Origin of the sequence: Mesorhizobium sp. AR02, from assembly GCF_024746835.1 — a bacterium.
Taxonomy (GTDB): domain Bacteria; phylum Pseudomonadota; class Alphaproteobacteria; order Rhizobiales; family Rhizobiaceae; genus Mesorhizobium.
The window spans coordinates 2,005,706-2,028,968 of sequence record NZ_CP080531.1 but is presented as its reverse complement, the minus strand read 5'-3'; the positions used below and the strand labels follow the sequence as shown (position 1 = coordinate 2,028,968).

22 protein-coding genes are annotated in these 23,263 nt (G+C 63.0%); 10 read left to right on the top strand and 12 right to left on the bottom strand.

Going from position 1 to position 23,263, the window contains the following annotated elements; genetic code table 11:
- Positions 1 to 146 precede the first annotated feature (146 nt).
- Positions 147 to 479 (bottom strand): phage terminase large subunit, encoded by a 333-nt coding sequence (terL, locus tag DBIPINDM_RS13990; RefSeq protein WP_258587808.1) that lies wholly within the window; start codon positions 477 to 479, stop codon positions 147 to 149.
- A 109-nt stretch (positions 480 to 588) separates the two neighbouring features.
- Here terL and tnpA point away from each other — a divergent pair, with 109 nt between their 5' ends.
- From tnpA to tnpC, 3 genes are read left to right on the top strand one after another with little or no spacing between them, the layout of a single operon-like run.
- Entirely contained in the window at positions 589 to 1,062 is a 474-nt protein-coding gene (gene tnpA / locus DBIPINDM_RS13985; RefSeq protein ID WP_258580855.1) for an IS66-like element accessory protein TnpA, read from the top strand.
- Positions 1,043 to 1,396, top strand: coding sequence for an IS66 family insertion sequence element accessory protein TnpB (gene tnpB, locus DBIPINDM_RS13980; RefSeq protein WP_014761846.1), 354 nt, complete (start codon positions 1,043 to 1,045; stop codon positions 1,394 to 1,396). Before tnpA ends, tnpB begins: the two co-directional genes overlap by 20 nt.
- Positions 1,397 to 1,450: 54 nt before the next feature.
- Complete coding sequence (gene tnpC / locus DBIPINDM_RS13975; RefSeq protein ID WP_258581801.1) at positions 1,451 to 3,022, top strand: IS66 family transposase; 1,572 nt, start codon at positions 1,451 to 1,453, stop codon at positions 3,020 to 3,022.
- Between the two features lie 66 nt (positions 3,023 to 3,088).
- Here tnpC and DBIPINDM_RS13970 read toward each other — a convergent pair whose 3' ends face one another.
- From DBIPINDM_RS13970 to DBIPINDM_RS13950, 5 genes are all read right to left on the bottom strand, one after another.
- Entirely contained in the window at positions 3,089 to 4,162 is a 1,074-nt protein-coding gene (locus DBIPINDM_RS13970; RefSeq protein ID WP_258587807.1) for a terminase large subunit domain-containing protein, read from the bottom strand.
- A gap of 2 nt (positions 4,163 to 4,164) precedes the next feature.
- Positions 4,165 to 4,602 carry a DUF5681 domain-containing protein gene (locus tag DBIPINDM_RS13965; RefSeq protein WP_258587806.1) on the bottom strand — a complete coding sequence of 146 codons (438 nt, stop codon included), beginning with the start codon at positions 4,600 to 4,602 and terminating at the stop codon, positions 4,165 to 4,167.
- 72 nt (positions 4,603 to 4,674) lie between these two features.
- The gene (locus DBIPINDM_RS13960; RefSeq protein WP_258587805.1) at positions 4,675 to 6,171 is read right to left on the bottom strand and encodes a site-specific DNA-methyltransferase; all 1,497 of its coding nucleotides are present in this window, start codon (positions 6,169 to 6,171) and stop codon (positions 4,675 to 4,677) included.
- A gap of 634 nt (positions 6,172 to 6,805) precedes the next feature.
- Positions 6,806 to 7,954, bottom strand: a complete 1,149-nt coding sequence (gene dgoD / locus DBIPINDM_RS13955; protein WP_258587804.1) for a galactonate dehydratase — start codon at positions 7,952 to 7,954, stop codon at positions 6,806 to 6,808.
- A gap of 7 nt (positions 7,955 to 7,961) precedes the next feature.
- On the bottom strand, positions 7,962 to 8,702 hold the full coding sequence (locus DBIPINDM_RS13950) for a FadR/GntR family transcriptional regulator (RefSeq protein ID WP_416361779.1): 741 nt from the start codon (positions 8,700 to 8,702) through the stop codon (positions 7,962 to 7,964).
- A gap of 258 nt (positions 8,703 to 8,960) precedes the next feature.
- On the opposite strand from DBIPINDM_RS13950, the gene DBIPINDM_RS13945 reads away from it, so the two are divergent.
- The 7 genes from DBIPINDM_RS13945 (at position 8,961) to DBIPINDM_RS13915 (ending at position 16,919) form a co-directional block, all read left to right on the top strand.
- Positions 8,961 to 9,950, top strand: coding sequence for an arabinose ABC transporter substrate-binding protein (locus DBIPINDM_RS13945; protein WP_258587802.1), 990 nt, complete (start codon positions 8,961 to 8,963; stop codon positions 9,948 to 9,950).
- Between the two features lie 85 nt (positions 9,951 to 10,035).
- On the top strand, positions 10,036 to 11,547 hold the full coding sequence (araG, locus tag DBIPINDM_RS13940) for an L-arabinose ABC transporter ATP-binding protein AraG (RefSeq protein ID WP_258587801.1): 1,512 nt from the start codon (positions 10,036 to 10,038) through the stop codon (positions 11,545 to 11,547).
- Between the two features lie 11 nt (positions 11,548 to 11,558).
- On the top strand, positions 11,559 to 12,509 hold the full coding sequence (gene araH, locus DBIPINDM_RS13935; RefSeq protein WP_258587800.1) for an L-arabinose ABC transporter permease AraH: 951 nt from the start codon (positions 11,559 to 11,561) through the stop codon (positions 12,507 to 12,509).
- 24 nt (positions 12,510 to 12,533) lie between these two features.
- Positions 12,534 to 13,313: an SDR family oxidoreductase gene (locus tag DBIPINDM_RS13930; protein ID WP_258587799.1), complete on the top strand. Its 780-nt coding sequence runs from the start codon at positions 12,534 to 12,536 to the stop codon at positions 13,311 to 13,313.
- Between the two features lie 15 nt (positions 13,314 to 13,328).
- Positions 13,329 to 15,041: an L-arabinonate dehydratase gene (araD, locus tag DBIPINDM_RS13925; protein WP_258587798.1), complete on the top strand. Its 1,713-nt coding sequence runs from the start codon at positions 13,329 to 13,331 to the stop codon at positions 15,039 to 15,041.
- Positions 15,042 to 15,051: 10 nt separating this feature from the next.
- On the top strand, positions 15,052 to 15,954 hold the full coding sequence (locus DBIPINDM_RS13920) for a dihydrodipicolinate synthase family protein (protein WP_258587797.1): 903 nt from the start codon (positions 15,052 to 15,054) through the stop codon (positions 15,952 to 15,954).
- A 266-nt stretch (positions 15,955 to 16,220) separates the two neighbouring features.
- On the top strand, positions 16,221 to 16,919 hold the full coding sequence (locus DBIPINDM_RS13915; RefSeq protein WP_258587796.1) for a 4'-phosphopantetheinyl transferase superfamily protein: 699 nt from the start codon (positions 16,221 to 16,223) through the stop codon (positions 16,917 to 16,919).
- 21 nt (positions 16,920 to 16,940) lie between these two features.
- On the opposite strand, the gene DBIPINDM_RS13910 is transcribed toward DBIPINDM_RS13915, so the two are convergent.
- From DBIPINDM_RS13910 to DBIPINDM_RS13885, 6 genes are all read right to left on the bottom strand, one after another.
- Positions 16,941 to 17,615, bottom strand: coding sequence for a GntR family transcriptional regulator (locus tag DBIPINDM_RS13910; RefSeq protein ID WP_258587795.1), 675 nt, complete (start codon positions 17,613 to 17,615; stop codon positions 16,941 to 16,943).
- Positions 17,616 to 17,777: 162 nt separating this feature from the next.
- Positions 17,778 to 18,794 (bottom strand): Zn-dependent oxidoreductase, encoded by a 1,017-nt coding sequence (locus tag DBIPINDM_RS13905; RefSeq protein ID WP_258587794.1) that lies wholly within the window; start codon positions 18,792 to 18,794, stop codon positions 17,778 to 17,780.
- Positions 18,795 to 18,918: 124 nt separating this feature from the next.
- Positions 18,919 to 19,860, bottom strand: a complete 942-nt coding sequence (locus DBIPINDM_RS13900) for an ABC transporter permease (protein ID WP_258587793.1) — start codon at positions 19,858 to 19,860, stop codon at positions 18,919 to 18,921.
- Positions 19,857 to 20,822 (bottom strand): ABC transporter permease, encoded by a 966-nt coding sequence (locus DBIPINDM_RS13895; protein WP_258587792.1) that lies wholly within the window; start codon positions 20,820 to 20,822, stop codon positions 19,857 to 19,859. The genes DBIPINDM_RS13900 and DBIPINDM_RS13895 overlap by 4 nt, the downstream gene beginning before the upstream one ends.
- Positions 20,815 to 22,314 (bottom strand): sugar ABC transporter ATP-binding protein, encoded by a 1,500-nt coding sequence (locus DBIPINDM_RS13890; protein ID WP_258587791.1) that lies wholly within the window; start codon positions 22,312 to 22,314, stop codon positions 20,815 to 20,817. Before DBIPINDM_RS13890 ends, DBIPINDM_RS13895 begins: the two co-directional genes overlap by 8 nt.
- Before the next feature lie 11 nt (positions 22,315 to 22,325).
- The gene (locus tag DBIPINDM_RS13885) at positions 22,326 to 23,261 is read right to left on the bottom strand and encodes a substrate-binding domain-containing protein (RefSeq protein WP_258587790.1); all 936 of its coding nucleotides are present in this window, start codon (positions 23,259 to 23,261) and stop codon (positions 22,326 to 22,328) included.
- Positions 23,262 to 23,263 lie beyond the last annotated feature (2 nt).

The following is a 23,263-nucleotide window of genomic DNA, read 5'->3' as shown; positions in this document are numbered from 1 at the left end:
TGAACCCGAATTCGGCTTGACCGTATCGAGATCGACATTGGCGTCGCTCGAGAGATACCAATTGATGAGAGGATCGCCTTACGTGCAGCGGACAATACCAGACAGTCGCAGTCCTGGCCCGATCGCTGCTCATAACTAGCCATTAGTCACATTGGTATTGCAATCGTTCTGGTCACCGATCCTATGGGCTTGTAGGCCAAGGCCTGAACGACGGAATCGACTTGATCATCGTGTCTGCCGCCCGGAAACGCGAACAGCTCGGCCTCAAATGCATCGAGCCAGGTCGCCTGCTTTGGAAAATAGACGCGCCCGCCCTCGAACATCGCAGTCTGGAGTGAAGCACGGACTTCCTTTGAATCGACCGCTTTGACCGGCCAGACATTGACGCCTTCATTTCGGAGTTCCGGAACGAGCCCGATGCCCACGCCGGTGTCCTCGACCAGTACCATCAGCGGTTCATAGCGACGTGCGAGTTCCAAAGCTTTTGACTTCAAGTCGGGATAATTGTAAGCGCGAATTTCCCCGCACCTTTTGCTGTTGAGTGCTCTGATGCATGAGGTGTCCACCCAAATAGGTGGACACCTTGTGATGGAAGAAGATGATCAGAAATTGCAGGTAAGGCTTGTTGGTCGGAACGGGCGACGCCGATACGACCCTGCATCGAAGGACCGTCTTGTCTCGGCCTGCCTTGAGCCTGGCGTGTCGGTATCGAGGCTTGCGCTCGAACATGGGGTCAATGCGAACCTTCTTCGGAAGTGGATAAAGAAGCGCACTGAGACCCAGTCCCTCCCGCCGTCCTCATCACCGGCGTTCATCCCGGTTCAGATTGAAAGCACTTCCGATCGGGTCTTGCTGCGACAGAGCAGCATGGCTGCGGTGGATTTGCCGGCGACCTGTGATGAAGTGCATGGGTCGGAAGCCAAAAGGGCTGCGCTTTTTTCCTCTCCAGCCAAGGTGAGCGCGTCACTGCCGAACGGCGTGAAGTTGACGCTGGAATGCGGTGATGTGGATGCATTGACGGCGACCATCGGAGCACTGGGTCATGTTCAGACTGGGCGCTGACCTGAAAGTCTACCTGCACCGCGAGCCGATCGACTTCCGGGCCGGCATCAACAGCCTTGCGGTTCTGGTCCAAGAGACGATGGCGCTCGATCCGTTTGCTCCAGCGGTTTTTGCCTTCTGCAATCGCCGTCGCGACCGGATGAAGCTCTTGTTCTTTGACCGGTCCGGCTTCGTGCTGGTCCTGAAGCGGCTGACCGAGGACAAGTTCCGGTGGCCGCGCCGGGAGGCAGCGGTGGTCACGCTTACGACCGAGCAATTGCACTGGATCCTCGACGGCATCGATATCGATGCGATGGTCCGCCATCCGGTGCGGCAATATCAGGTTGCCGGTTGAGGGCTCTCGAATTGAGCGATTGACGCGCCGGCATGCTTTCGATTCAAGAATCTGATGAATCGACCCGGCGAACCGACTGTTGAAGAGTTGATGGCGCGTATTGCTGCGCTTCGGGCGGAGAACCGTCAACTCACCGAACGCGTCGTCAAACTCGAGGAAGAGCTGGCGCTTGCACGACTGCATCGTTTTGCGCCGCGCAGTGAAAAACACATTGACCGCCTCTTCAATGAAGCCGAACAGGCCGCGGATGAGGACGCCGCCGACAACGAAGATGGCGATGTCGTTGTCCTGCCGGACACGGGCTTGCCGGCGAGCGAAGGGGCGACGGGAAAGAAGCGCGGCCGCAAGGCCTTGCCGGAAAACCTGCCGCGCGAGCGTGTCGAGTATGACCTTCCCGACGCCCAGAAGGCTTGTCCTTGCTGCCGTCACCAGATGCATCGCATGGGCGAGACCGTTACCGAGCAACTTCATATCGAGGTGAAGGCGAAGGTCCTGCAGAATGTGCGGTTCAAATATGCTTGCCGTCATTGCGACCGCACCGGGATCAGCACGCCGGTCGTGACCGCGCCGATGCCCACGCAACCTTTGCCGGGCAGCATCGCTACGGCCTCGACGCTGGCCTTCGCGCTCGTTCATAAGTATGTCGACGGCACACCGCTCTACCGCCTGGCGCAGGCATTCGAGCGCGCCGGCGTTCCTGTCAGCCGAGGCGCTCTGGGCCACTGGGTGATCGGCTCGAGCGAAAAGCATCTCTCCCGCATCTATGACGCGCTGAAGCTGCGGCTCAGATCGCAGCCCCTCATCCATGGTGACGAGACCACGGTCCAGGTGCTGAAGGAAATGGACAGAGAGGCCGCCAGCACCTCGTACATGTGGGCATACCGGAGCGGCCAGGACAGTGACGAGCCGATCGTGCTGCTCGAATATCAGCCGGGCCGCGGCCAGATACACCCGCAGGCCTTCCTCGGCGATTACCGCGGCATCGTGATGAGCGACGGCTATTCCGCCTGGCGCACGCTGGAAGGGGCAACGCATCTTGGATGCATGGCCCATTCCAGGCGGCGCTTCGTCGATGCCCTAAAGGCGAGGAAGAAAGGCGGCGGGCCGCCGGAACAGGCACTCCGGTTCTTCGAACAGCTCTACCGAGTTGAAAGGCAGGCGCGGAACGAAATCCCCGATGACGGCGAAACGCGAGATCACTGCATTCGCCGCTTCCGCCAGCAACATAGTGTCCCCATCCTCCATGCTCTCAAGGCATGGCTCGACGACATCGCCCCAAAAGTCTTGCCGGACAGCAAGCTCGGCGACGCCGTCTCCTACACCCTGAACCAATGGGGATATCTGACGCGTTACACCGAGGACGGCAGCATGCCGATCGACAACAATCTTCTGGAGCGCGACATCAGGATTTTTGCAACTGGCAGGAAGAGTTGGTTGTTCAGCGATACTGTCGACGGAGCCAAGGCCAGCGCCATCGTCTACAGCCTGATGTTAACCTGCCGCGCCTGTGGCGTCGAGCCGTTAGCGTGGTTGCGCCACGTCCTCACTGAACTGCCTCAGCGCCCCGAGAACGTGGCTATCGACGATCTCCTGCCCTTCAACTTCCTCAAAGCCGCCGCAGCCTGACCCGACGCGTCCGTCTGAAAGCGATCAGTTGTTGCAAGGGCCGTCAATGTGCGGGGAAATGAGCGCTTACGGATAATTGAGGCGCTCACGATGGACGTGGAGCAGATAGTGATTGCCCTCCCGTCGCAGCCAAGTTGTGCAAACGGACCAATCATTATCGGGTGAGGTTTTGGCTGCAGTGTCCCAAGACTGGATGATTTCGTCACCGAAGGTAAAGCTTGGCGCGTTAGAATAGCGCTGGATCCAAGCCCGTTGGAACATTGCGCCACCGGGCGGCACCGGCTGCTGGAGATACTGGGCGGCGAAAGCTTCGCTGCCGAGTTCTTTTCGCAAGTCGTCCAGGACAGTCCGAGATTCTCGGGCCGGATGGAGAAGCTCATCCTTTCGGAACATGTGATATGCGCCGCCGCCGATACTGATCTTGACAGTCTGGTCGGCGATTGCCGGCAGATCAAGCACTGTCCAGCTTTCGGACTGCGCCAAAATGTATCCGATCAGATCGTCGCTGTGCAGACGCTGAGTGACGATGACGATGGCGCCGGTTTCCTTGTCGTTTAGGCGCGATACCAAGGTCGATCCATACCAGTTGTTCAAGGCATCGCGCTTTGCGGAAGACGACGCATCCTGGGCCTTCAACGGATCGTCCAGGATTATAAAGTCGGCGCCGCGGCCGGTCAGTGTGCCGCCAACCGATGTAGACAGGCGGCCCCCCTTTGCAGTCAACGTGACCTCAGATTCTGAATCCTTTCGAGCATCGGTGCGCGTCTGAGGAAACAGCCGTCGGTAAAACGGCGAGGCTATGAGCGAGCGGTACTCCCTGCTGAGTTTGTTCGAGAGGTCTTGCGCATAGGTGACGCCAATAACGCTGCGGGTCGGATCATGCCCATGGATGAAGGCCGGAAGCGCGATTGACGCCGAAAGCGATTTCAGACTTCGCGGCGGCATGGTGATGATTAGCCTTCGAACCGTGCCGAGCCTCACGAGCTCCAGATGATGAGCAATCGCATCGATATGCCAGTTCGGCGCGTAGTCGGTGCCTGGATTCAGCAGGTGGAAAGCTGCCTCGATGAAAGCCGCAAAATCGGTCCGCAGCGCTGCATCGAGCAGGTTGCGGTCGAACCTCCCGCTTGAGTGCGTCATGATCAATCCTTCTCTTCCTCATCGGAATTCGAAGGCACTGGTGAACTGCTGGACGCAGCGCGGGTCTGAACGCGGCGCATATAGTTGTCGAGGATTTTTCGGTCAGCGGCGCTAAGATCCTTCGGATCGATCGTCGTTGCTGCGTCGTCCCGGTAGCGCTCGTAAAGCCGAAGGACCAGGTCGATAGCACGCAAGTTGCCTCTCAAGGCCGCAGCAAATGCTGCGTGGACAACGCCGTCGAAGACGCTGATCTGCCGTGGCCCATCAGCTTCGTGGATGGTCATCATCCGGTTGAGTGCGGCTTCAAACTTCTCGCCGACGGTTTGGTGCTTTTTAGGCCGGCCACGCGGATTGCCACTGACCCCCTTCGGGTATCGATATTCACGCGGAGGTTTGCCATACCCGATCTCGGCATCAGGGTTTTTGCGGGATTTTGTCATGAACGTACTCTATTTTCGAATTGGGTTTGTGCAGCAGACCGCCTTCAGCGGCGTCATCAAGCGACTGCTCGTTCAGACAGAAAAAGGCGCTTTGAGTATTGCTGGCGGCCCATTCGGTTGAGCTGCCGCTGCGATCTCATCGAACGTCTGGCCGGTCGTCGACAGGACGGCGTCTTTGCCGGTGAATGCCTGCCATCGCCGAATGGACAGATCGCAGTAGACCGGCTCGTACTCGATGCCGTAGCCGAGCCGACCGACCTTCTCGGCGGCCAGGATGGTGGTGCCCGATCCCAAAAAACTATCGAGAACGATGCCGCGGCGGTGTGATGCGTCCTTGATCGCTTCGGCGATCATCGTGACCGGTTTCGGAGTCGGATGCCCACTGAGCGGGTCGTTGGTATCCTTGAATTTGTTAGGAGAGGCAAATGTCCAAACGTTGGTTCTGGACCTGCCGAACTTGCCCAGTGCGATGTTGTTGACCGCCGCCGCCCCAGGTTTTTGGAACACAACGACCAGTTCATGCGCAGATCGATAGAACGATCCTTGTCCCGGAGTGGTCTTGTTCCAAATGCAGATATTGCGCAGCACGAGACCGGCGGTGCGCCCAACTTCGCACAGAACCTCGATATGTCTCCAATCGATGAAGACATAAATGAGCGCACCGTCCTTGCAGGCCGCCATCAGTCGTTTCAGCGAGGCTGCCAGGAAGCGGCGATACTGGCGACCGTTCATCTCGCCGGAAGCAAAGGCGAACTCGGCATGCCGCGTTTTTCCCCGGCCACCGATATGTCCGGTGACCTCGACATTCCAGGGTGGGTCGATTATCGCGACATCGGCACATTTGCCGGCCATAAGTTTGTCCACCGAAGCAGGGTCCCGAGCGTCGCCGCAGACCAGGCGATGGTCGCCGAGCAGCCAAAGATCTCCACGGCGAGTGACGATAGGGCTGCCTGCTGGAGCGACGCCGATATCATCTGCGGGGTCGGCTGCGGAAAGCTCATGATCGGACAGGATTGCCTCGATCTCGCCGCTCTCAAATCCCGTGATCGATAAGTCGTCCGGAATCTCCAGTTGCGGCAAGTCAAGCATTAGGGCATGCAAGCTTTCTGCAAGGATGCCCCGGTCCCAACCTCCATTCGCCGCGATCTTGTTGTCGGCGATGACGAAGGCGCGTTCCTCGGCATCGGAGAGGCCAGTGACCCGAAGGCAGGGAATGAGAGCCAAGCCAAGTAACTTTGCAGCCTCGATCCGGCCGTGACCGGCAAGGACGACATTGTCGGCATTGATGATCACCGGGCTCTGAAACCCGAACCGCTTCACACTCCTGGCGATCTGCCCGATTTGTTTTTTGGAATGCGTTTTTGCGTTCGAAGGATGCGGCTTGAGCCTGGCCGGCGGGATCTGCTCGATCACCGGTGAATGGGTCGCAGGGGAAAGGGAGGGTTTTTCGCCAGGTTGTGATGAGGGCGAATGTCGAGCGATGTCGCTCAATGAAGCGAGCCTTCGATCGGCCTTCGCGTTAATCGCTTCAAGCCGGTCAACTTGCTTCTTGGTTCGTATAACTGCCATTGGTGCCTCCAGCCAATTGGAGGCGTCGAAGGCGTAAAAATAGCCTCCGGCGCCGCGCGCTCGGAGGCTTCCTTTCGGCACAGAAGCTGGGAAGCTATGCCGACACAGTTTCCTGTAGAAGTCTCGTCAGTCTCAGAACATTCCACCCTAAGGCGCGGCCATTCGGTACGGCAGATCTTCCCAATCCACACACGGCCTGGATTATGGAAACTCTAGTTACTGCCGCTCGTCAAGAGGGTTGTCCTTGACGCTAGTCCACTGAGGTCTGGAATAGGACGATTTCACTACACGACAAAATGGCTGCGGAGCCCCCTGGGAGGATTAACGGTCCCTGTTAAATCCTAAAAGTCACCCTGTTAACTGCTTAGGGAAAAGGAGCCTAAGTCCACGATATTGCGTCGATATTTGGGGTCGAAAAGTCCAAGAGAAGCCGGATTCGCTGGGTTTTCCCTGTTTTTGGACTATATCAGGGAAAATCCCAGCCGAGACTCGTTCGCTCCTGACTGCCTCCACCACCAAACAGTCTCTCAGCCAACCACAGCCGGTGAATGGGTCGCTCGGTCCACCGTTCGCGCTCGTCTCGGGCGGTTTCGGCGGCAGCCCTACACGCTCCGCTTGCTAGACCAACACCCCATCACCACTCGGCGAAGGAGCCGTCCTTGTGGCGCCAGATCGGGTTGCGCCAGCGGTGGCCCTCCTTGGCGCGTTCCTTGACATACTCCTCGTCGATCTCGACACCCAGGCCCGGACCATCGGGGATGGCGACATAGCCATCCTCGTAGCGGAAAACGTCCTTGTTGGCGGCGTAGTCGAGCAGGTCGTTGGCGGCGTTGTAGTGGATGCCGAGGCTCTGCTCCTGGATGAAGCAGTTGTAGCTGACCGCATCGAGCTGCAGGCAGGCGGCGAGCGCGATCGGCCCAAGCGGGCAGTGCGGCGCGACGGCCACGTCATAGGCTTCCGCCATCGCCGCGATCTTGCGGCATTCGGTGATGCCGCCGGCATGCGACAGGTCGGGTTGGATGATGTCGACGACGCCTTCCTCGAACACCGACTTGAAGTCCCAGCGACTGTAGAGCCGTTCGCCGAGCGCGATCGGCGTCGAGCCGAGGGCGGCGATCTCCTTCAGCGCCTCGCGATTTTCGCTGAGCACCGGCTCCTCGATGAACATCAGCCGGTAGGGCTCCAGTTCCTTGACCAGGATGCGCGCCATCGGCCGGTGCACGCGGCCGTGGAAATCGACGGCGATGCCGATATTGGGGCCGACAGCCTCGCGCACCATGGCGACCCGTTCCACGGCGGCATCGATCTTGTCGTGGCTGTCGACGATCTGCAGCTCCTCGGTGCCGTTCATCTTCAGCGCCAGGAAGCCTCGCGAAACCACTTCCTTGGCGCCCGCCGCCACTTCGGCCGGCCGGTCGCCGCCGATCCAGGAATAGACCTTGATACTGTCGCGCAGCTTTCCGCCGAGCAGTTCGTGCACGGGCACGCCGAGCGCCCTGCCCTTGATGTCCCACAGCGCCTGGTCGATGCCGGCAATGGCGCTCATCAGGATCGGCCCGCCGCGATAGAAGCCGCCGCGATGCATCACCGTCCAGTGGTCTTCGATCAGGCGAGGGTCCTTGCCGATGAGATAGTCGCCAAGCTCCTTGACCGCCGCCTCGACGGTCAGCGCCCGGCCTTCGACCACCGGCTCGCCCCAACCGGTGACGCCGGCATCGGTCTCGATCTTCAGGAACAGCCAGCGTGGCGGGACGATGTAGGTGGTGAGCGCGGTGATTTTCATGCTGGTCTCAGTTGTTCTTGAGTTTCTTGGCGCTGACGAGGTCGCGCGCCGCAAGGTCGAGGTTGTTCTTGAGTTTCTTGGCGCTGACGAGGTCGCGCGCCGCAAGGTCGAGGATCCGGTCTGCAGCACCTCGCGCCGCCTCGGCGTCGCGCATGCGCAGCGCCTCCACCACCTCGCGATGCGCCGCCACGGCTTCCATGCGCCGGTCGAGCGAAATCGTTGCCGTCGCTTCCAGCGAGAATTTCAATCCTGTGTCGATCAGATTGCCGATCTGGCGGAAGATCGGGTTGTGGCTCGCCGCATAGACGATCTGGTGGAAAGCGATGTCGGAGCGCGAGAAGGCAACGAGATCCTCACCGGCGCCCGCCATGCCGCGCCAGGCGGCTTCGAGGTCGGCGATCTCCTGCAGCGTCGCGCGCGTGGCGGCAAGCTCGGCGACCAGGGGCTCGATGGCCCGGCGCGTTTCCAGGATGGCGTCGAACAGCTTGTCGTCGAGCGCATGCGGCGCGTGCCAGGCCAGTACTTGCGGGTCGATGATGTTCCAGTTGTCCTGTTCACATACAACCGTGCCGATGCGCGGCCGCGACAGCACCAGCCCTTTCGCGGCCAGCACCTTCAGGGCTTCGCGAATGACCGTGCGGCTGACGCCATATTCGACGCCGAGTTCGTTTTCGGTCGGCAGGGACGCTCCCGCCGGATAGCGTCCGGAAAAGATGTCGGAGGCAAGCGCCTTGGTCACATCGGGCATGACGCGCGGGCGGCGGGTGGCCGTGTCGCGTGAAGCCTTCTTAGAAGTTTCGGTCACCTCAGCCCTCCTCCAAGGCGGCGAACCCGCTGATTTCGCACAACCGGCCCGGCCTTACCGGATGCGGATGATTTGCGCCAGCGATCCCTGGTCAGAGCATGTAGCTTAATTATCATACCAGATCAATTGACGAGTATGATAAAAACAATTAGAGACTCCAACACCCGGGCCGAGCGCCCGGCCTATCGCTGGGAGGTAATCATGCGACTTTTGAAGACCGCGCTCGTCGCGGGCGCGCTTGCCGTGCTGTCCGTCACGACCATCGCTGCATATGCTCAGGACACCAAGATCGGTTTCATCGTCAAACAGCCCGAGGAGCCGTGGTTCCAGGACGAATGGAAGTTCGCCGACCAGGCCGCCAAGGAAAAGGGCTTTACCCTGGTCAAGATCGGCGCCGAGGACGGTGAGAAGCTGATGTCGGCGATCGACAATCTCGGCGCTCAGGGCGCCCAGGGTTTCATCGTCTGCACGCCTGATGTGAAGCTCGGCCCCGGCATCGTCGCCAAGGCCGCCGCCAACAATCTCAAGCTGATGACCGTCGACGACCGCCTGGTCGGTGCCGACGGCAAGGCGCTGGAAGACGTGCCGCATATGGGCATCTCGGCGACCAAGATCGGTGAGGCCGTCGGCCAGGCGATCGTCGATGAAATGAAGGCGCGCGGCTGGAAGGTCGACGAGGTCGGCGCCATTCGCGTCTCCTACGATCAGTTGCCGACCGCCGTCGACCGTGTCGAAGGCGCCATCTCGGTGCTCAAGGCGAACGGCTTCAAGGCCGGGAACATCTTCGACGCGCCGCAGGCCAAGACCGACACCGAAGCCGCACTCAATGCCGCAACGGTCGTGCTCAACGCCCATGCCGACATCAAGAAGTGGGTTTCCTTCGGCCTCAATGACGAGGCGGTTCTGGGCGCAGTGCGCGCTTCCGAAAGCGTCGGCATTCCGGCTGACGGCATGATCGGCGTCGGCATCGGCGGCGCGGATTCGGCGATCAACGAGTTCAAGAAGCCGACCGCCACCGGCTTTGTCGGCACGGTGATCATCTCGCCGAAGCGCCATGGCTACGAGACGGCGCTCAACATGTATGACTGGGTCGCCAACAACAAGGAACCGGCGAAGCTGACCTTGACCTCCGGTGCGCTGGCCAAGCGCGACGACTACCAGAAGGTCCGCCAGGGCCTCGGCATCGAATAATCCTCCCTGTACAAACAGGCGGCGGCCCATCCCGCCGTCTGTTTGTCATGGCTCAACAAGGGCCACACCAGAAGGATCGACGTCCGTGTCCTTTCTCGACTTCTCGCGCATCACCAAGACCTATCCGGGCGTCAAGGCGCTGTCGGACGTCTCCTTCGGCGTCGACAAGGGCGCCGTGCATGGGCTGATGGGCGAGAATGGCGCCGGCAAATCCACCCTGATCAAGATCTTGTCCGGCGACCAGCATGCCGACGAAGGCGAGATCCGCATCGACGGCAAGGTCCAGGCCTATTCATCGACAAGGGATGCCTTCGACAATGGCGTCATCGTCATCCACCAGGAACTGCAACTCGTCCCCGAGTTGACCGTTGCCGAAAACCTCAGCCTCGGCCGCTTCCCCGCCAGCGCCGGTATCATCGCCGGCCGCCGGATGCTGGACGATGTCGGCGCCAAGCTGAGATCGGCGGGCATCGACATCGACATGCGCCGCAAGGTCAAGACGCTGTCCATCGGCGAGCGCCAGATGGTGGAGATCGCCAAGGCGGTTATGCTCGACGCGCGCGTCATCGCGCTGGACGAGCCGACCTCGTCGCTGTCGTCGCGCGAAAGCGAAATCCTGTTTGCCCTGATCAACCGACTGCGAGGCGAGGGCAAGGTTATCATCTATGTCTCGCATCGGCTGGACGAGGTGTTTCGCCTCTGCGACAGCCTGACCGTGCTGCGCGACGGCAAGCTCGCGGCGCACCACGCTTCGCTGAAAGGTGTCACGCGCGACCAGGTCGTCGCCGAAATGGTCGGCCGCGAAATCTCCGACATCTGGGGTTTTCGTCCACGCAAGGCGGGAGACGTCCGCCTAAAGGTCGACAATCTCAGCGGCCCCAAACTGATGACGCCGGCCAGCTTCGAAGCCCGTGCCGGCGAGATCGTCGGCTTCTTCGGGTTGATCGGCGCCGGGCGCTCCGAACTGATGCGGCTGGTCTTTGGCGCCGACCCGCGCTCGGGCGGTACGACCAGCGTGGACGGCAAGATTGCCCGCGCCACCGATCCGCATGACGCGATCCGCGCCGGCATCGTGCTGTGTTCGGAAGACCGCAAGCATGACGGCATCATCCAGGGCCGCTCGATCGAGGAAAACATCAACATCTCCTCGCGGCGGCATCACACGCGCTTCGGCGTGCTCAACCGCGCCAGCGAGATCACCACCGCCGAGACCTTTATCAAGAAGCTCAAGGTGCGCACGCCCTCGCGCAAGCAGGACATCATCAACCTCTCCGGTGGCAACCAGCAGAAAGTCATCCTCGGCCGCTGGCTGTCGGAGCAGGGCGTGCGGGTGCTCATCGTCGACGAGCCGACGCGCGGCATCGACGTCGGCGCCAAAGCGGAAATCTACGAACTGCTCTACCAGCTTGCCGAAGACGGCATGGCGATCGTCGTCGTCTCGTCCGAACTGCCGGAGGTGATGGGCATTTGCGATCGCGTCCTGGTGATGTGCGGCGGACGCGTCAGCGCCGAACTTACGCGGGACCAGTTCGCCGAGAAGGCGATCCTGGCCGCCGCCCTCCCAGACACGAAAACCCCCGACGCGATCGCTTCCTGAGGACTTTTGGCATGACCGACCAGTTGAAGAAAATCCTGCTCGGCGAACAGGGGCTCGTCGTCATCTTCATCGTCGCCTTCGCGCTGGTGTCGGCTCTGGTGCCGAACTTCCTCACCGACCGCAACATGCTTGGCCTGCTGCAGTCGGTGGTCACCGTCGGCATCGTCGCCTGCACCATGATGTTCTGCCTCGCCGCGCGCGACTTCGACCTGTCGGTCGGCTCGATCGTCGCCTTTGCCGGCATGGTCGCGGTGATGGCGTCGAACTACACAGGCTCGATCCTGCTCGGCTTGCTTGCGGCGATCGCTTGCGGCGCTTTCGTCGGCTTCATCAACGGCGTCGTCATCGCCAAATTCCGCATCAACGCGCTGATCACGACGCTCGCCACCATGCAGATCGTGCGCGGCCTGGCGTTGATTGCATCCGACGGCCGCGCCGTCGGCATCAACAGCCCGGATTTCTACCAGCTGGCGCTGTCGAAATTGCTCGGCATCCCGACGCCGATCTGGGTGCTGGCCGTGCTCTTCGGCATCTTCGGCTTCGTCTTGAACCGCACCGTCTTCGGCAAGAACACGCTCGCCATTGGCGGCAATCCGGAAGCTTCGCGGCTGGCCGGCGTCAATGTCGACAGGACACGCATCTGGATCTTCGCGCTGCAGGGCGTCGTCTGCGGCATCGCCGGCATCTTGTTGGCGTCGCGCATCACTTCGGGTCAGCCCAATGCGGCGGTCGGGCTCGAGCTTTCGGTCATCTCGGCCTGCGTGCTCGGCGGCGTTTCGCTCGCTGGCGGCCGCGCCACCATGTCGGGCGTCATCGTCGGCGTGCTGATCATGGGCATTGCCGAGAACGCCATGAACCTGCTCAACATTCCGGCCTTCTATCAGTACATTGTGCGTGGCGTGATCTTGCTGCTTGCCGTGCTGCTCGACAATCTGCGCTCGTCGGCATTGGGCCGGCGTTGATCCGTTTTCCCTGGAGTGACAGCGATGGCTGAGCGCCTGTCCGGCAAACGCATCTTCCTCACGGGTGCCGCGCAAGGCATCGGGCTGGCCATCGCCGAGGCCTGTCTGGCCGAAGGGGCAAGGCTGTTTCTGGTTGATCAGGACGGTGAGCTTCTGAACAAGACCGTTGCCGGCCTGGCCGCATCGAAGGGTGATGTCGGCCATGCAACAGCCGACATCAGCGACGGGGCCGCGATCCATGCTGCCGTTCAGCAGGCAACCGCCGAGATCGGGCCGATCAACGCGCTGATCAACAATGCCGGCATGAACGTATTCTCGACGCCGCTCGAGGCGACCGAGGAAGAATGGAACCGCAATTTCGACGTCAACGTCAAGGGCGCCTGGAATTGCAGCAAGGCGGTGCTGCCAGGCATGATCGCCAGCGGCGGCGGCGCCATCCTCAACATTGCCTCGACGCACAGCTTCACCATCATCCCGCATACCTTCCCCTATCCCGTCGCCAAGCACGCGCTGCTCGGCCTGACCAAGTCGCTGGCGCTCGAATATGCGGGGCAGGGCGTGCGCGTGAATGCGCTGGCGCCCGGCTATGTCGAGACGCAGAAGGCGATCGACTACTGGAATAGCTTTGCCGATCCGGCATTGGCGCGCGCCAACACCATGGCGCTGCATCCAGGCGGCCGCATCGCCTCGGCGCGCGAGATCGCGCTCGCCGCTGTCTTCATGATTTCCGACGAGTGCCCGTTCATGAACGCGGCCACGCTCGTCGTCGATGGCGGGCTGAGCCAGCTGCAGCATCCCGCCTGAATTTCGGAAAAAACCATGACCAAGAGACGATCGCAGCACTGGTTCGGCGGCCTCGGCAAGGATGCCTTCATCCACCGCAGCTGGATGAAGAACAACGGCTTGCCCGACGACGCTTTCGACGGCCGCCCGGTGATCGGCATCTGCAACACCTTCTCCGAATTCACGCCGTGCCATGTCCATTTTCGCGGCCTGATCGAGCACATCAAGGCCGGCGTGCTCGAGGCCGGCGGCCTGCCACTGGAATTTCCGGTCTTCTCCTGCGGCGAATCCAATCTGCGGCCGACGGCGATGCTGTTCCGCAACCTCGCCTCCATGGATGTCGAGGAAGCGATCCGCGGCAACCCGATGGACGGTGTCGTGCTGATGGCCGGCTGCGACAAGACCACGCCGTCGCTGGTCATGGGTGCCGCCTCCTGCGACCTGCCGTCGATCGTCATCTCCGGCGGGCCGATGCTCAACGGCCGCTTCCAAGGTCGCGAGATCGGCTCCGGCACCGATGTCTGGAAATTCTCCGAGGATGTCCGCGCCGGTGTGATGAGCGAACAGGATTTCGCCAATGCCGAGAGCGCCATGTCGCGCTCGCCCGGCCACTGCATGACCATGGGCACGGCCTCGACCATGGCCTCGATGGTCGAGGCGCTCGGTCTGGCACTGCCCGGCAATGCCGCCTATCCGGCGGTCGACGCACGCCGCAGCCGCATCGCCCGCATGACGGGGCGGCGTATCGTCGAAATGGTCAATGAGAATCTCTGCCCGTCGGCTATCCTCACGAGAAAAGCCTTCGCCAACGCGATACGTGTCAATGGCGCGATCGGCGGCTCCACCAATGCGGTCGTTCATCTGCTGGCGATTGCCGGCCGTGTCGGCACCGAACTGACATTGGACGACTGGGACCAGTATGGCCGCAACGTACCGACCATCCTCGACCTGATGCCCTCAGGCCGCTTCCTGATGGAGGACTTTTGCTATGCCGGCGGCATTCCCGCCGTTATGAAAGAGATCGCCGATATGCTCGATCTCGACGCGCTGACGGTGACCGGCAAGAGCGTGGGCAAGAACATCGCCGAAGCCCAAAACTACAATCCAGAGGTGATCCGCCCGCGCGACAAGGCGCTAACGCCGCATGGCGGCATCGCGTTGCTGCGCGGCAACCTGGCGCCTGATGGCGCCATCATCAAACCGTCGGCCGCTTCGCCGGCTCTGATGAAGCACCGCGGCCGTGCCGTCGTCTTCGAGGACATCGACGACTACAAGGCGCGCGTCGACGATCCCGCGCTCGACGTCGACGAGACGTCGATCATGGTGCTGAAAAATTGCGGCCCCAAGGGCTATCCCGGCATGGCCGAGGTCGGCAACATGGCGCTGCCGCAAAAGCTCCTGAAGCAGGGCGTCCGCGACATGATCCGCATTTCCGACGCCCGCATGTCCGGCACCGCCTTCGGCACGGTCGTGCTGCATGCCGCGCCCGAAGCCGCAATCGGTGGTCCGCTGGCGCTGGTCAAAAGCGGCGATATCATCGAACTCGATGTCGAGGCCCGCAGGCTGCATCTCGACGTATCTGAGCAGGACCTCGCGAAACGGCGGACGTGCTGGGTTGCACCGGAGCCGGCGATGCGCGGTGGCTATCAGGGTCTCTACACCGAGCATGTGCTGCAGGCGGACCGTGGCGCCGACCTCGATTTCCTCGTCGGCAGCCGCGGCCACGCCATTCCGCGCGAAAGCCATTGAGGGCGAATGGATGCCAAAGTTCCGGCCCGATGATTTCCACGGCATCCACGCCATCCTCTACGCCCTGTTCGACGGCCAGGAAAAACTCGACCGCGCGGCAATGCGCAGGCAGGGCGGGATTTGCCTGGCGAGCGGCGTGCATGGCATGGCGGCACTTGGCCTCGCCACGGAAGTTGCCAAGTTGACCGAGGCCGAGCGCCGAACAATCATGGACTGGACGGCGGAGGACACTGCCGGCAAGGTGCCGCTCGCCTTCACTATCTTTGGGTCTTCGGTTGCCGAGCAGGTCGCACAGGTGCGCCACGCCGAAAGCGTCGGCGCCGACTGGGTGATCCTGCAGCCGCCTGGGGGATCCTACGGGGCGTCAGAATACATGCGCTTCTTCGGCCGCGTCGCCGAAGCCACCGACCTGCCGGTGGCGATCCAGAATGCGCCGGCCTTTTTCGGCCGTGGCCTGACATCTGACGAAATCCGCGACCTCGATACGCTTCACACCAACATCAGGTTGATCAAGGGCGAGGGTCCGGTCACCGACATTGCCGGCCTGATCGAACGCACCGAAGGCCGGCTTCCCGTCTTCAACGGGCGCGGCGGGCTGGAATTGGTCGACAATTTCCGCATCGGCTGCCGCGGCATGATCCTGGCGCCGGACTGCATCGACCATGCCGTGCGCGCCTATGAGGCGTTTCGCGCCGGAGACGAAGCTGCAGCCGAGGCCGAGTATGCCAAAATGCTGCCGGCAGCGGTCTTCGTCATGCAAGGCATCGAGAACCTGATCTGCTACGGCAAGCGGCTGTTCGGCGCCCGCGCCGGCATCGCCATACAGGATCGGGCGCCAGCGATGCGGCCCAATGAGATTGGCCTCGCAATGGTCCAGCGCTTCGCCGACAATCTCGGGCGATTGCAGGGATAGGGCCGGGTCTTGACGCGGGCGTCACCACCTCACTGCCGCGCCGACCTCATCGAACAGGTTCTTGCCCATGCCGGTGAACTGTGATCCCTGTCCCCGAAACATGAAGACGCGCATCGCATTCCTCTGCTCCTGGATCGTCATCGGGCCGCGATCGAACGTGGCGCGGCGGATTTGCCTGGAACAATCGTGATGTCGTCACCCGCGCCAGACCGGCTCCGGCCATGAAAGAAGGCGATCCACCGCGAGGCCAGGTCGATCTATGGTACGTGCCGCTCGACGACTTCGGCCTGGACGATCAGGCCGCCTGCCTGCGGCTTCTGAGCGGGCCCGAACGCCATCGGCATGACGCCTTCAAGTCCGAACCGGCCCGGCTTCAGCATCTCGCTGTCCGCGGCCTGGTCAGGACCACCCTGTCGCGCTATCGCGATATCACCCCGGAACACTGGCGCTTTGACACCAATCGGTATGGCCGCCCGTTCATCGACGACAGCCTGGACGTCAGCGGCCTCCACTTCAGCCTGTCTCACACCCGTGGCCTGGTGGCCTGCGCGGTTGCCACTTTCGCGGAGATCGGCGTCGACGTCGAGCCTCGCGACCGCGATGTCGGTCTCGCCGAACTGGCGCCGGCGGTATTTTCGCCCCGGGAACGCGCGCGCTTCGAGGCGATGAGCGGGCAGGCGAGACAGGATTTCTTTTTCACTCTGTGGACGCTCAAGGAAGCCTACGTGAAAGCGCGCGGCATTGGCCTCTCCTTGCCGGTGAAGAACGTTGAGCTGGACCTGCAGGTCTCTCCGCCCATCGCCCATTTCGGCGACGAGATCGATGACGATGCCTCGCGTTGGGCGTTCCGCAGCCTGCATCTGACGGGCCGGCACATTGTCGGCATCGCGGCCGCAGTGCCCGATGGCGAACTCAAGATCGTGCCGAGGCAGACACGCGCCATCAATCCGCCTTTGAATGCCTGATCGTATCCAGTGCGGCCGGCTTCAGCCGAGAAGCTCGGCGGCGACTTCGAGCGTGTTGCGGAACGACGTTTCGAGGTGGTTCTCCATCGCCTGCGCGGCGCCCTCGGCGTCGTGGCGCCTCAGTGCCTCCAGGATAGCCCCGTGCTGCTCGATCGTCTGTTCGCCATAGCCGGGCTTCGGGATGACGAGGTAGCGGCCCCGATCCATCTGCGCCTTGGAGATGTCGACGGCGCGCCAGATTTTCGGCAGGCCGCAGATCTCGGCGATGGTGCGGTGGAAGACATCGTCGAGCTGGATCGCGGTGGCATATCGGCCGCGCGATATGGCGAGCCGATGCGCCGCCATATTGTCCTCCAGAAGTTCGCCGGCTGATGGCGTGAATTTGGCGGCCGCGCGCCTGGCGCTCTCCATCTCCAGGGCGCGGCGGATGACATAGGCTTCTTCCAGGTCGACGCGGTTGATCGGGGCGACATAGGTGCCGGTCTGCGCCAGGATCGTGACGAGGCCCTCGTCACTGATGCGCTTGACCGCCTCGCGCACCGGTGTGCGCGAGACGCCGAGGGCTTCAGCGATGGCCACCTCGTTGATGACTTCCCCCGGCTTCATCTGTCCGACGACGATCAGATTGCGGATCTTGTGATAGATCTGATCGCGCAGCGGCAGCGCCCGATTGAGCGTCGAAGGATCCAGGTCCATGGCAAATCCACGTCTTCGTTCACCAGAAGTGGTCAGATTATATTGGAATGCCGCGTGTTCGATAGGCCGGCTCAATGGTGATCAAGTCGGCTGATCCGGCTGCCTCGTGACACGGTCCTGTCGGATCCGGTAGACCGCTGGCAACTATTGCCACGAGAAGATTCAGGAGAAATCGAGCTGGACCTTCAGCGTCCGCTGCGGTTCCCTTTCGATCAGGTCGAAGGCTGCCTTGGCGTCCGCCGCGGCAAAGACCTGGGTGATCATCGCCTCCGGGGTGAGGCGCTTGCTCGCCAGCCATTCCACCACCTTGGGCAACAGTTGACGGTTGAGGCGCGAGCCGACAACAGTCAGTTCCTTGCGCACCACCTCTTGCTGGCTGAGGCTGGACGGTGTCGCCGAGAATCCAAGCAGGCCGATGCGACCGGCCGGGCTGGCGATGCGGCATGCCTCGTCGAGAAGCGCCGGCACGCCGGCGCCGTCGATGATCACCGTGGGGCCAAGGCCATCATTTTCGTCCCTGACGGCCTCAGCGACCGGCTGGCGCCGCGAATGGATGACCGCATCCGCGCCAAAGCCCGATGCGCGCTCGAGGCGGGCCTCATCGATGTCGGCGACGATGCAGCGCGCGCCAAGCAGCTTGGCCACCTGCAGCACGGTGACGCCGACGGTGCCGGCGCCGTAGACCAGCACCGTGTCCTGCGGCCCGCAGCCGGTTCTGTCCAGCACATTGGCGGCGATCGAGAACGGTTCGGCGAGCGCCGCCAGGCCGAACGGCATATCGGCGGGAACGGCAACGACATTGCGGGCCGGCACGGCCACGAGATTGCGGAAGCCACCGTCACGATGAACACCCATGACCTCGAGATTGGCGCAGACATTCGGCCGCCCGACGCGGCAGGGATAGCAATGGCCGCATGAAACCACCGGATCGACCACGACATGGTCGCCCGCGCGCACCGAGGAAACACCCGTGCCAAGCGCGGTGACGACGCCGGCAAACTCATGGCCGATGATGCGCGGATAGACGGCAAACGGGTTCGATCCGTGCAGGATATGGATGTCCGACCCGCAAATGCCGGCGCGCTGCACGCGCACGACAACTTCTCCAGCATCAGGCCGGGGCTCCGTGCCAGCCTGAACGGCGAGTGCCCCCGGTTTGCGGACGACGATATCAACCACGGCAGCTCACCTTTTCAGGACCTTGAGACGAGGGCGACGGCCAGACCGGCATGCCGGCGCGCATGCGGTGCGTGAGATCGATAGGGCCGAGGTCATCGTCGAACAGCATTGTGGATCCCACCCCTCAGGCTGCGCTTCGGCGCGGCACGATCGCCACGATGAGGATGATCAGCACGCCCGTCAGGAGAAAACGTACACCGGCCTCGATGCGAAACGTGTTCAGCATGGTGGCCATCAGGTTGAAGAACAGCGCCGCGCCCCAGATGCCGATCGCATTGGCCTGCCCGCCGGCGACGCTGGTGCCCCCGAGCACCACGACAGCGATCGATTCCATCAGATAGGCGTCGCCCATGTTGAGCGCCGCGCCGCCGGTGAAGCCCGACAGCAGGAACCCGGCCAGCGCCGCTGCCGTTCCGCACAGCATGTAGGCCGCCAGCCGCACCCGCCAGACCTCGATGCCCGCCAGCTTCGCGGCCGGTTCGCTCTGTCCGCTGGCCAGCAGGTGGCGGCCCCAGACGCTGCGTTGCAGGATGAGCGCGGTCAACAGCGTCAGCGCCATCACGAAGATTGGCATGAACTGGACGCCCGCGACCCGCCACGAGGTGAACAAGGACAGCATCGCCGGCGGCTTCAGCGTGGCCTCGCCGCCGAGATTGAAGGCGAGCGACTGGAAGACGAAGCTCCAGGCCAGCGTCGCGATGATCGGCGGCAGCCGCAAGGCCTTGATGGCAAGGAAATTGAGCGCGCCGGCGACCGCGCCGACGCCGAGCGCCACCATCAATCCGGGCAGGATCATCGCATCGTTGCCGTTCATCACCGCCATCGAGACATAGGCCGCGAGCGTCAGCACCGACGGCACGGAGAGATCGATGTTGCCTGGCCCCGAGGCCACCACCAGCATCTGTCCGGTGCCGACGACGACGCTGAAGGCGCCAAAGGCCAGTGCTGCGGAAATCGTGGCGCCGGCACTGCCCCAGCCGGAATAGGCCGTGGTTGCCAGCCACATCGCCAGCGCGACGATGAAGCCGTAGGTCCAGGGTGCGAGAAACAGCCGGCGACGGATCATGAAACCCGCTCCGCCAGCAGAACGCGTCCGGCCAACACCAGGAACAGGATCACGCCCTGCGCGCCGATCTGCCAGGTCGGCGGCACGGCGAGAAAGGAGAGCAGCGACCCTGCCAGCGATAGCGTAAGCGCGCCGATGACCGTTCCCACCGGCGACACGATACCGCCGGTGAAGGTGCCGCCGCCGAGGATGACCGCGCCGACACCCAGCAGTGTGTAGGCTGGCGCGACATTGGGGTCGCCGGAGGTGGTAAGGCCGGTGAGTGCTATTCCGGCCAGGCAAGCGAGCAGTCCGGCGCCGGTATAGGTGGCGACACGAAGACCGACAACGGACCATCCGGCGCGCTCGACCGCGCGCGGGTTGGCGCCGGCGCCGCGCAGCACCGCGCCATAGGACGAGCGTGTGATGACAAGGTGCCCGATGGCCGCGGCGAAGGCCGCCAGCCACACCGGCAGCGGCAGCAGAGGCGGCTGCCAGCTCATGAAGCCGACCAGCCAGTCCGGCGCCGTGCCGCCAGGTGCGGGAAGCAGCAGGATCGCGGTGCCGAGCCAGATGAAGGACATGCCGAGCGTCACGATGATCGAAGGCAGCTGCCTGACATGGATCAGCAGCCCGAAGCCGGCATAGGCGGCGATCGTCGCCAGGTAGATCAGCACAGCGAGCGCCGGAAAATCCCCGAGATAAAGCGCGGTGACGCAGGTGATCAGACCGACAAAGGCGCCGTTGGACAGGTCGATGTCGCCCAGCATAATGACCATCATCTGCGCTAGGGCTGCGAACACCAGCGGCACGGCGAGCTTGAACAGCAGCGTGAAGCCGAAATAGCTCATCGCCGCCGGGCGGATCCAGAAGATGACGGCCAGCATCACCAGCAGCGCCACCGCCGGCAGGCCGATCTGCACGGCACCGCCAAGCCATGCCGGCCGGGCAGGGCGGCGGGAGGAGAGGACCGCGTCAACCATGCGCGCCTCCGAAAGAGGCCTGCAGGATGCGGGAGGGCTCGATGTCGTTGCCGTCGAGCTGCACCTCCGCCCGGCCTTCGCGAAAGACGTAGAGCCGGTCGCAATTGCTGAGCTCCTCGAGTTCGGTCGTGTACCAGATGAAGCAGCGCCCGTTCTCGGCCTCGCTTCGGATCAGCTGGTAGACCTCATGCTTGGTGCCGACATCGACGCCGCGCATCGGATCGTCGAGGAAGATCACCCGCGCGTCGGACGCCAGCGCGCGGGCGAACAGCACCTTCTGCTGGTTGCCGCCGCTCAGGCTGAGGATCGGCGTGTCGATGGAAGGCGCCTTGACCTTCAGGCGCGTCGACCATGTCTGCGCCAGGTCGCGGGCGGCCCTGGTCGAGATCAGCCCGTTTCGCCGCAACGCCTTGAGGCTGCGGATGGTCAGGTTTTCCGCGATCGACCACAGCGTGAAGACGCCCTCGCCTTGCCGGTCGCCGGCCACATAGGCAACGGGCGTGGCCGGGCTGCTCCGGCGGTTCTGCTTGCGCGCGACCGAAAACAGCGCCCGCAGCCGCTCGCGCTGGCCGTGGCCGTCAAGGCCGGCAAAGCCGATGATCTCGCCCGCCGCCGCCTGGATCGACAGGTCGTCGCCACCGTTCCCGGGATGGTCCACCACCAGCGGCTTTCCCGACGCAGCGATGGTGCGGCTGGAGCGGTCGCGCGGCGCCTCGATACTGCCCATCAGTTCGACCAGCGCCGAGCGTCTCAGCCCGGCCGTCGGGCGCGCGGCCACCACTTTGCCGTCGACCATGACCACGGCCCGGTCGCAGACCGCGAGAATCTCGTTGAGGCGGTGGGTGATCAGGATGCAGGCGATGCCGCGCGCCGCCGCGCGGCGGATATGGTCGAGCAGCTGTTGCGTGGCCTCATGTCCGAGCGCCGATGTCGGTTCGTCGAGGATGACGCAGCGCACCGGCGTGTCGGTTTCCGAGAAGGCGCGCGCGATCTCCACCATCTGCCTTGGCCCGATCGCCAGCTCGGCCACCCTGGTTTCGGGGTCGATGCCGTGGCCCGGGAAAATCTCGTCCAATGTTTTCCCGATCACCGCGCGGGCACGCTTGCGCCAGCCGGGGCCGCGCAAGCGGCGATGGACGATGCGTGTGTTCTCGGCCAGCGAAAGATTGGCGCAGAGCGACAATTCCTGGAAGACGCAGCGCAGTCCGCCGGTCTGGGCAGCGAACGCGCTCCACTTGCCGACCGGCACACCATCGAGGTCGAAGGCGCCGCTGCTTCGCTCTACGGTGCCGGCAAGCACGTTCATCAGCGTCGATTTGCCGGCGCCATTATGGCCGACGAGGCCGACGACCTCGCCGGGCAGGATGCTGAAGTCGACACCGCCCAAAGCATGCACCGCGCCGTAGCTCTTGCGGACGTCGCGCACCGCCAGATAGGGGCGCGCGACGTCCGCCGAGGCGACAGGCGGGTCGGACGTCGCGGCGCTGTTCAAGGCTCAGGCTCTCATTTGGGGGCGGGCACGCCCGGCAGCGGCTTCTTGTTCACATTGGCGTCGATGATATCCGCCACCAGGGCCTGCGGATACTCGGCATTCACCACGCCGCCTTTCGGCACGGTGGCGAGCCAGGCGCCAAGGTCGGGCTGGTTGATCTGCAAGAGCGGCACCTCGACGAATTTCGGCACCTCCTTGCCGGCCAGGATCTGCTGCGCCACCCAGAAGGCCACCTGCGATACGCTTGGCGTGGCGCCGAGCGAGAAGGTCTCGTAGCCATTGGCGTCGTGCTCCTGCTTCCAGAGCCCGAGTTCGTCCTCGCGATTGCCCATGATGATGATCGGCAGCTTGCGGCCGGCATCCTTGAAGGCCATGGCGGCGCCATAGCCGTCGCCACCCTGGGTCAGCACCGCGTCGATCTGCGGCAGTGACGGCAGCACGCCCGACACTTCCTTCTGCGCAACCGTAGCCGTCCACTGGCCATAGACCTCGCCGACGGCCTTGTAGCTCGGATGTGCCTTCATCGCCTTTTCGACGCCTTCATGAAGCCGCTTGTCGAAGCCGTCGCCGGCCATGCCGCGGATTTCGAAGATGTTTGCCGGCTTGTCGCCCAGCTTGCTCTGGATGTAGTCGAGTTCCGCCTTGGCGTAGGAATCGAGATCGTAATCGACCCGGTAGGCGCAAGGCTCGGTGACGCCGCTGGCGAAGGCGACCACAACGATGCCGGCGTTGCAGGCATCCTTGACCGCACCGTTGAGCGCGGTGTCGGAGCCGGCCAGCACGATGATGGCGTTGTAGCCCTGCAGGATCAGGTTCTGGATCTGCGCCGCCTGTTCGGTGACCGAATTGTTCGAGCTGACGGCCGTGACCCCGGCGACCAGTCCGTCCTTGACCGCTTGCGCGCCGACAGTCGATTTACAACTGGTATGGTACCATGTCAATTGCATTT

Coding starts and splice junctions, on each gene's coding strand:
- tnpC (WP_258581801.1), top strand. CDS start 1,451: ATGAATCGACCCGGCGAACCGACTGTTGAAGAGTTGATGGCGCGTATT.
- tnpA (WP_258580855.1), top strand. CDS start 589: ATGGAAGAAGATGATCAGAAATTGCAGGTAAGGCTTGTTGGTCGGAAC.
- DBIPINDM_RS13900 (WP_258587793.1), bottom strand. CDS start 19,860: ATGATCCGTCGCCGGCTGTTTCTCGCACCCTGGACCTACGGCTTCATC.
- DBIPINDM_RS13960 (WP_258587805.1), bottom strand. CDS start 6,171: ATGGCAGTTATACGAACCAAGAAGCAAGTTGACCGGCTTGAAGCGATT.
- DBIPINDM_RS13965 (WP_258587806.1), bottom strand. CDS start 4,602: ATGACAAAATCCCGCAAAAACCCTGATGCCGAGATCGGGTATGGCAAA.
- tnpB (WP_014761846.1), top strand. CDS start 1,043: ATGTTCAGACTGGGCGCTGACCTGAAAGTCTACCTGCACCGCGAGCCG.
- araH (WP_258587800.1), top strand. CDS start 11,559: ATGACCGACCAGTTGAAGAAAATCCTGCTCGGCGAACAGGGGCTCGTC.
- DBIPINDM_RS13885 (WP_258587790.1), bottom strand. CDS start 23,261: ATGCAATTGACATGGTACCATACCAGTTGTAAATCGACTGTCGGCGCG.
- DBIPINDM_RS13930 (WP_258587799.1), top strand. CDS start 12,534: ATGGCTGAGCGCCTGTCCGGCAAACGCATCTTCCTCACGGGTGCCGCG.
- DBIPINDM_RS13910 (WP_258587795.1), bottom strand. CDS start 17,615: ATGGACCTGGATCCTTCGACGCTCAATCGGGCGCTGCCGCTGCGCGAT.
- DBIPINDM_RS13950 (WP_416361779.1), bottom strand. CDS start 8,702: ATGCCCGATGTGACCAAGGCGCTTGCCTCCGACATCTTTTCCGGACGC.
- DBIPINDM_RS13945 (WP_258587802.1), top strand. CDS start 8,961: ATGCGACTTTTGAAGACCGCGCTCGTCGCGGGCGCGCTTGCCGTGCTG.
- DBIPINDM_RS13895 (WP_258587792.1), bottom strand. CDS start 20,822: ATGGTTGACGCGGTCCTCTCCTCCCGCCGCCCTGCCCGGCCGGCATGG.
- araD (WP_258587798.1), top strand. CDS start 13,329: ATGACCAAGAGACGATCGCAGCACTGGTTCGGCGGCCTCGGCAAGGAT.
- DBIPINDM_RS13920 (WP_258587797.1), top strand. CDS start 15,052: ATGCCAAAGTTCCGGCCCGATGATTTCCACGGCATCCACGCCATCCTC.
- dgoD (WP_258587804.1), bottom strand. CDS start 7,954: ATGAAAATCACCGCGCTCACCACCTACATCGTCCCGCCACGCTGGCTG.
- DBIPINDM_RS13970 (WP_258587807.1), bottom strand. CDS start 4,162: ATGACGCACTCAAGCGGGAGGTTCGACCGCAACCTGCTCGATGCAGCG.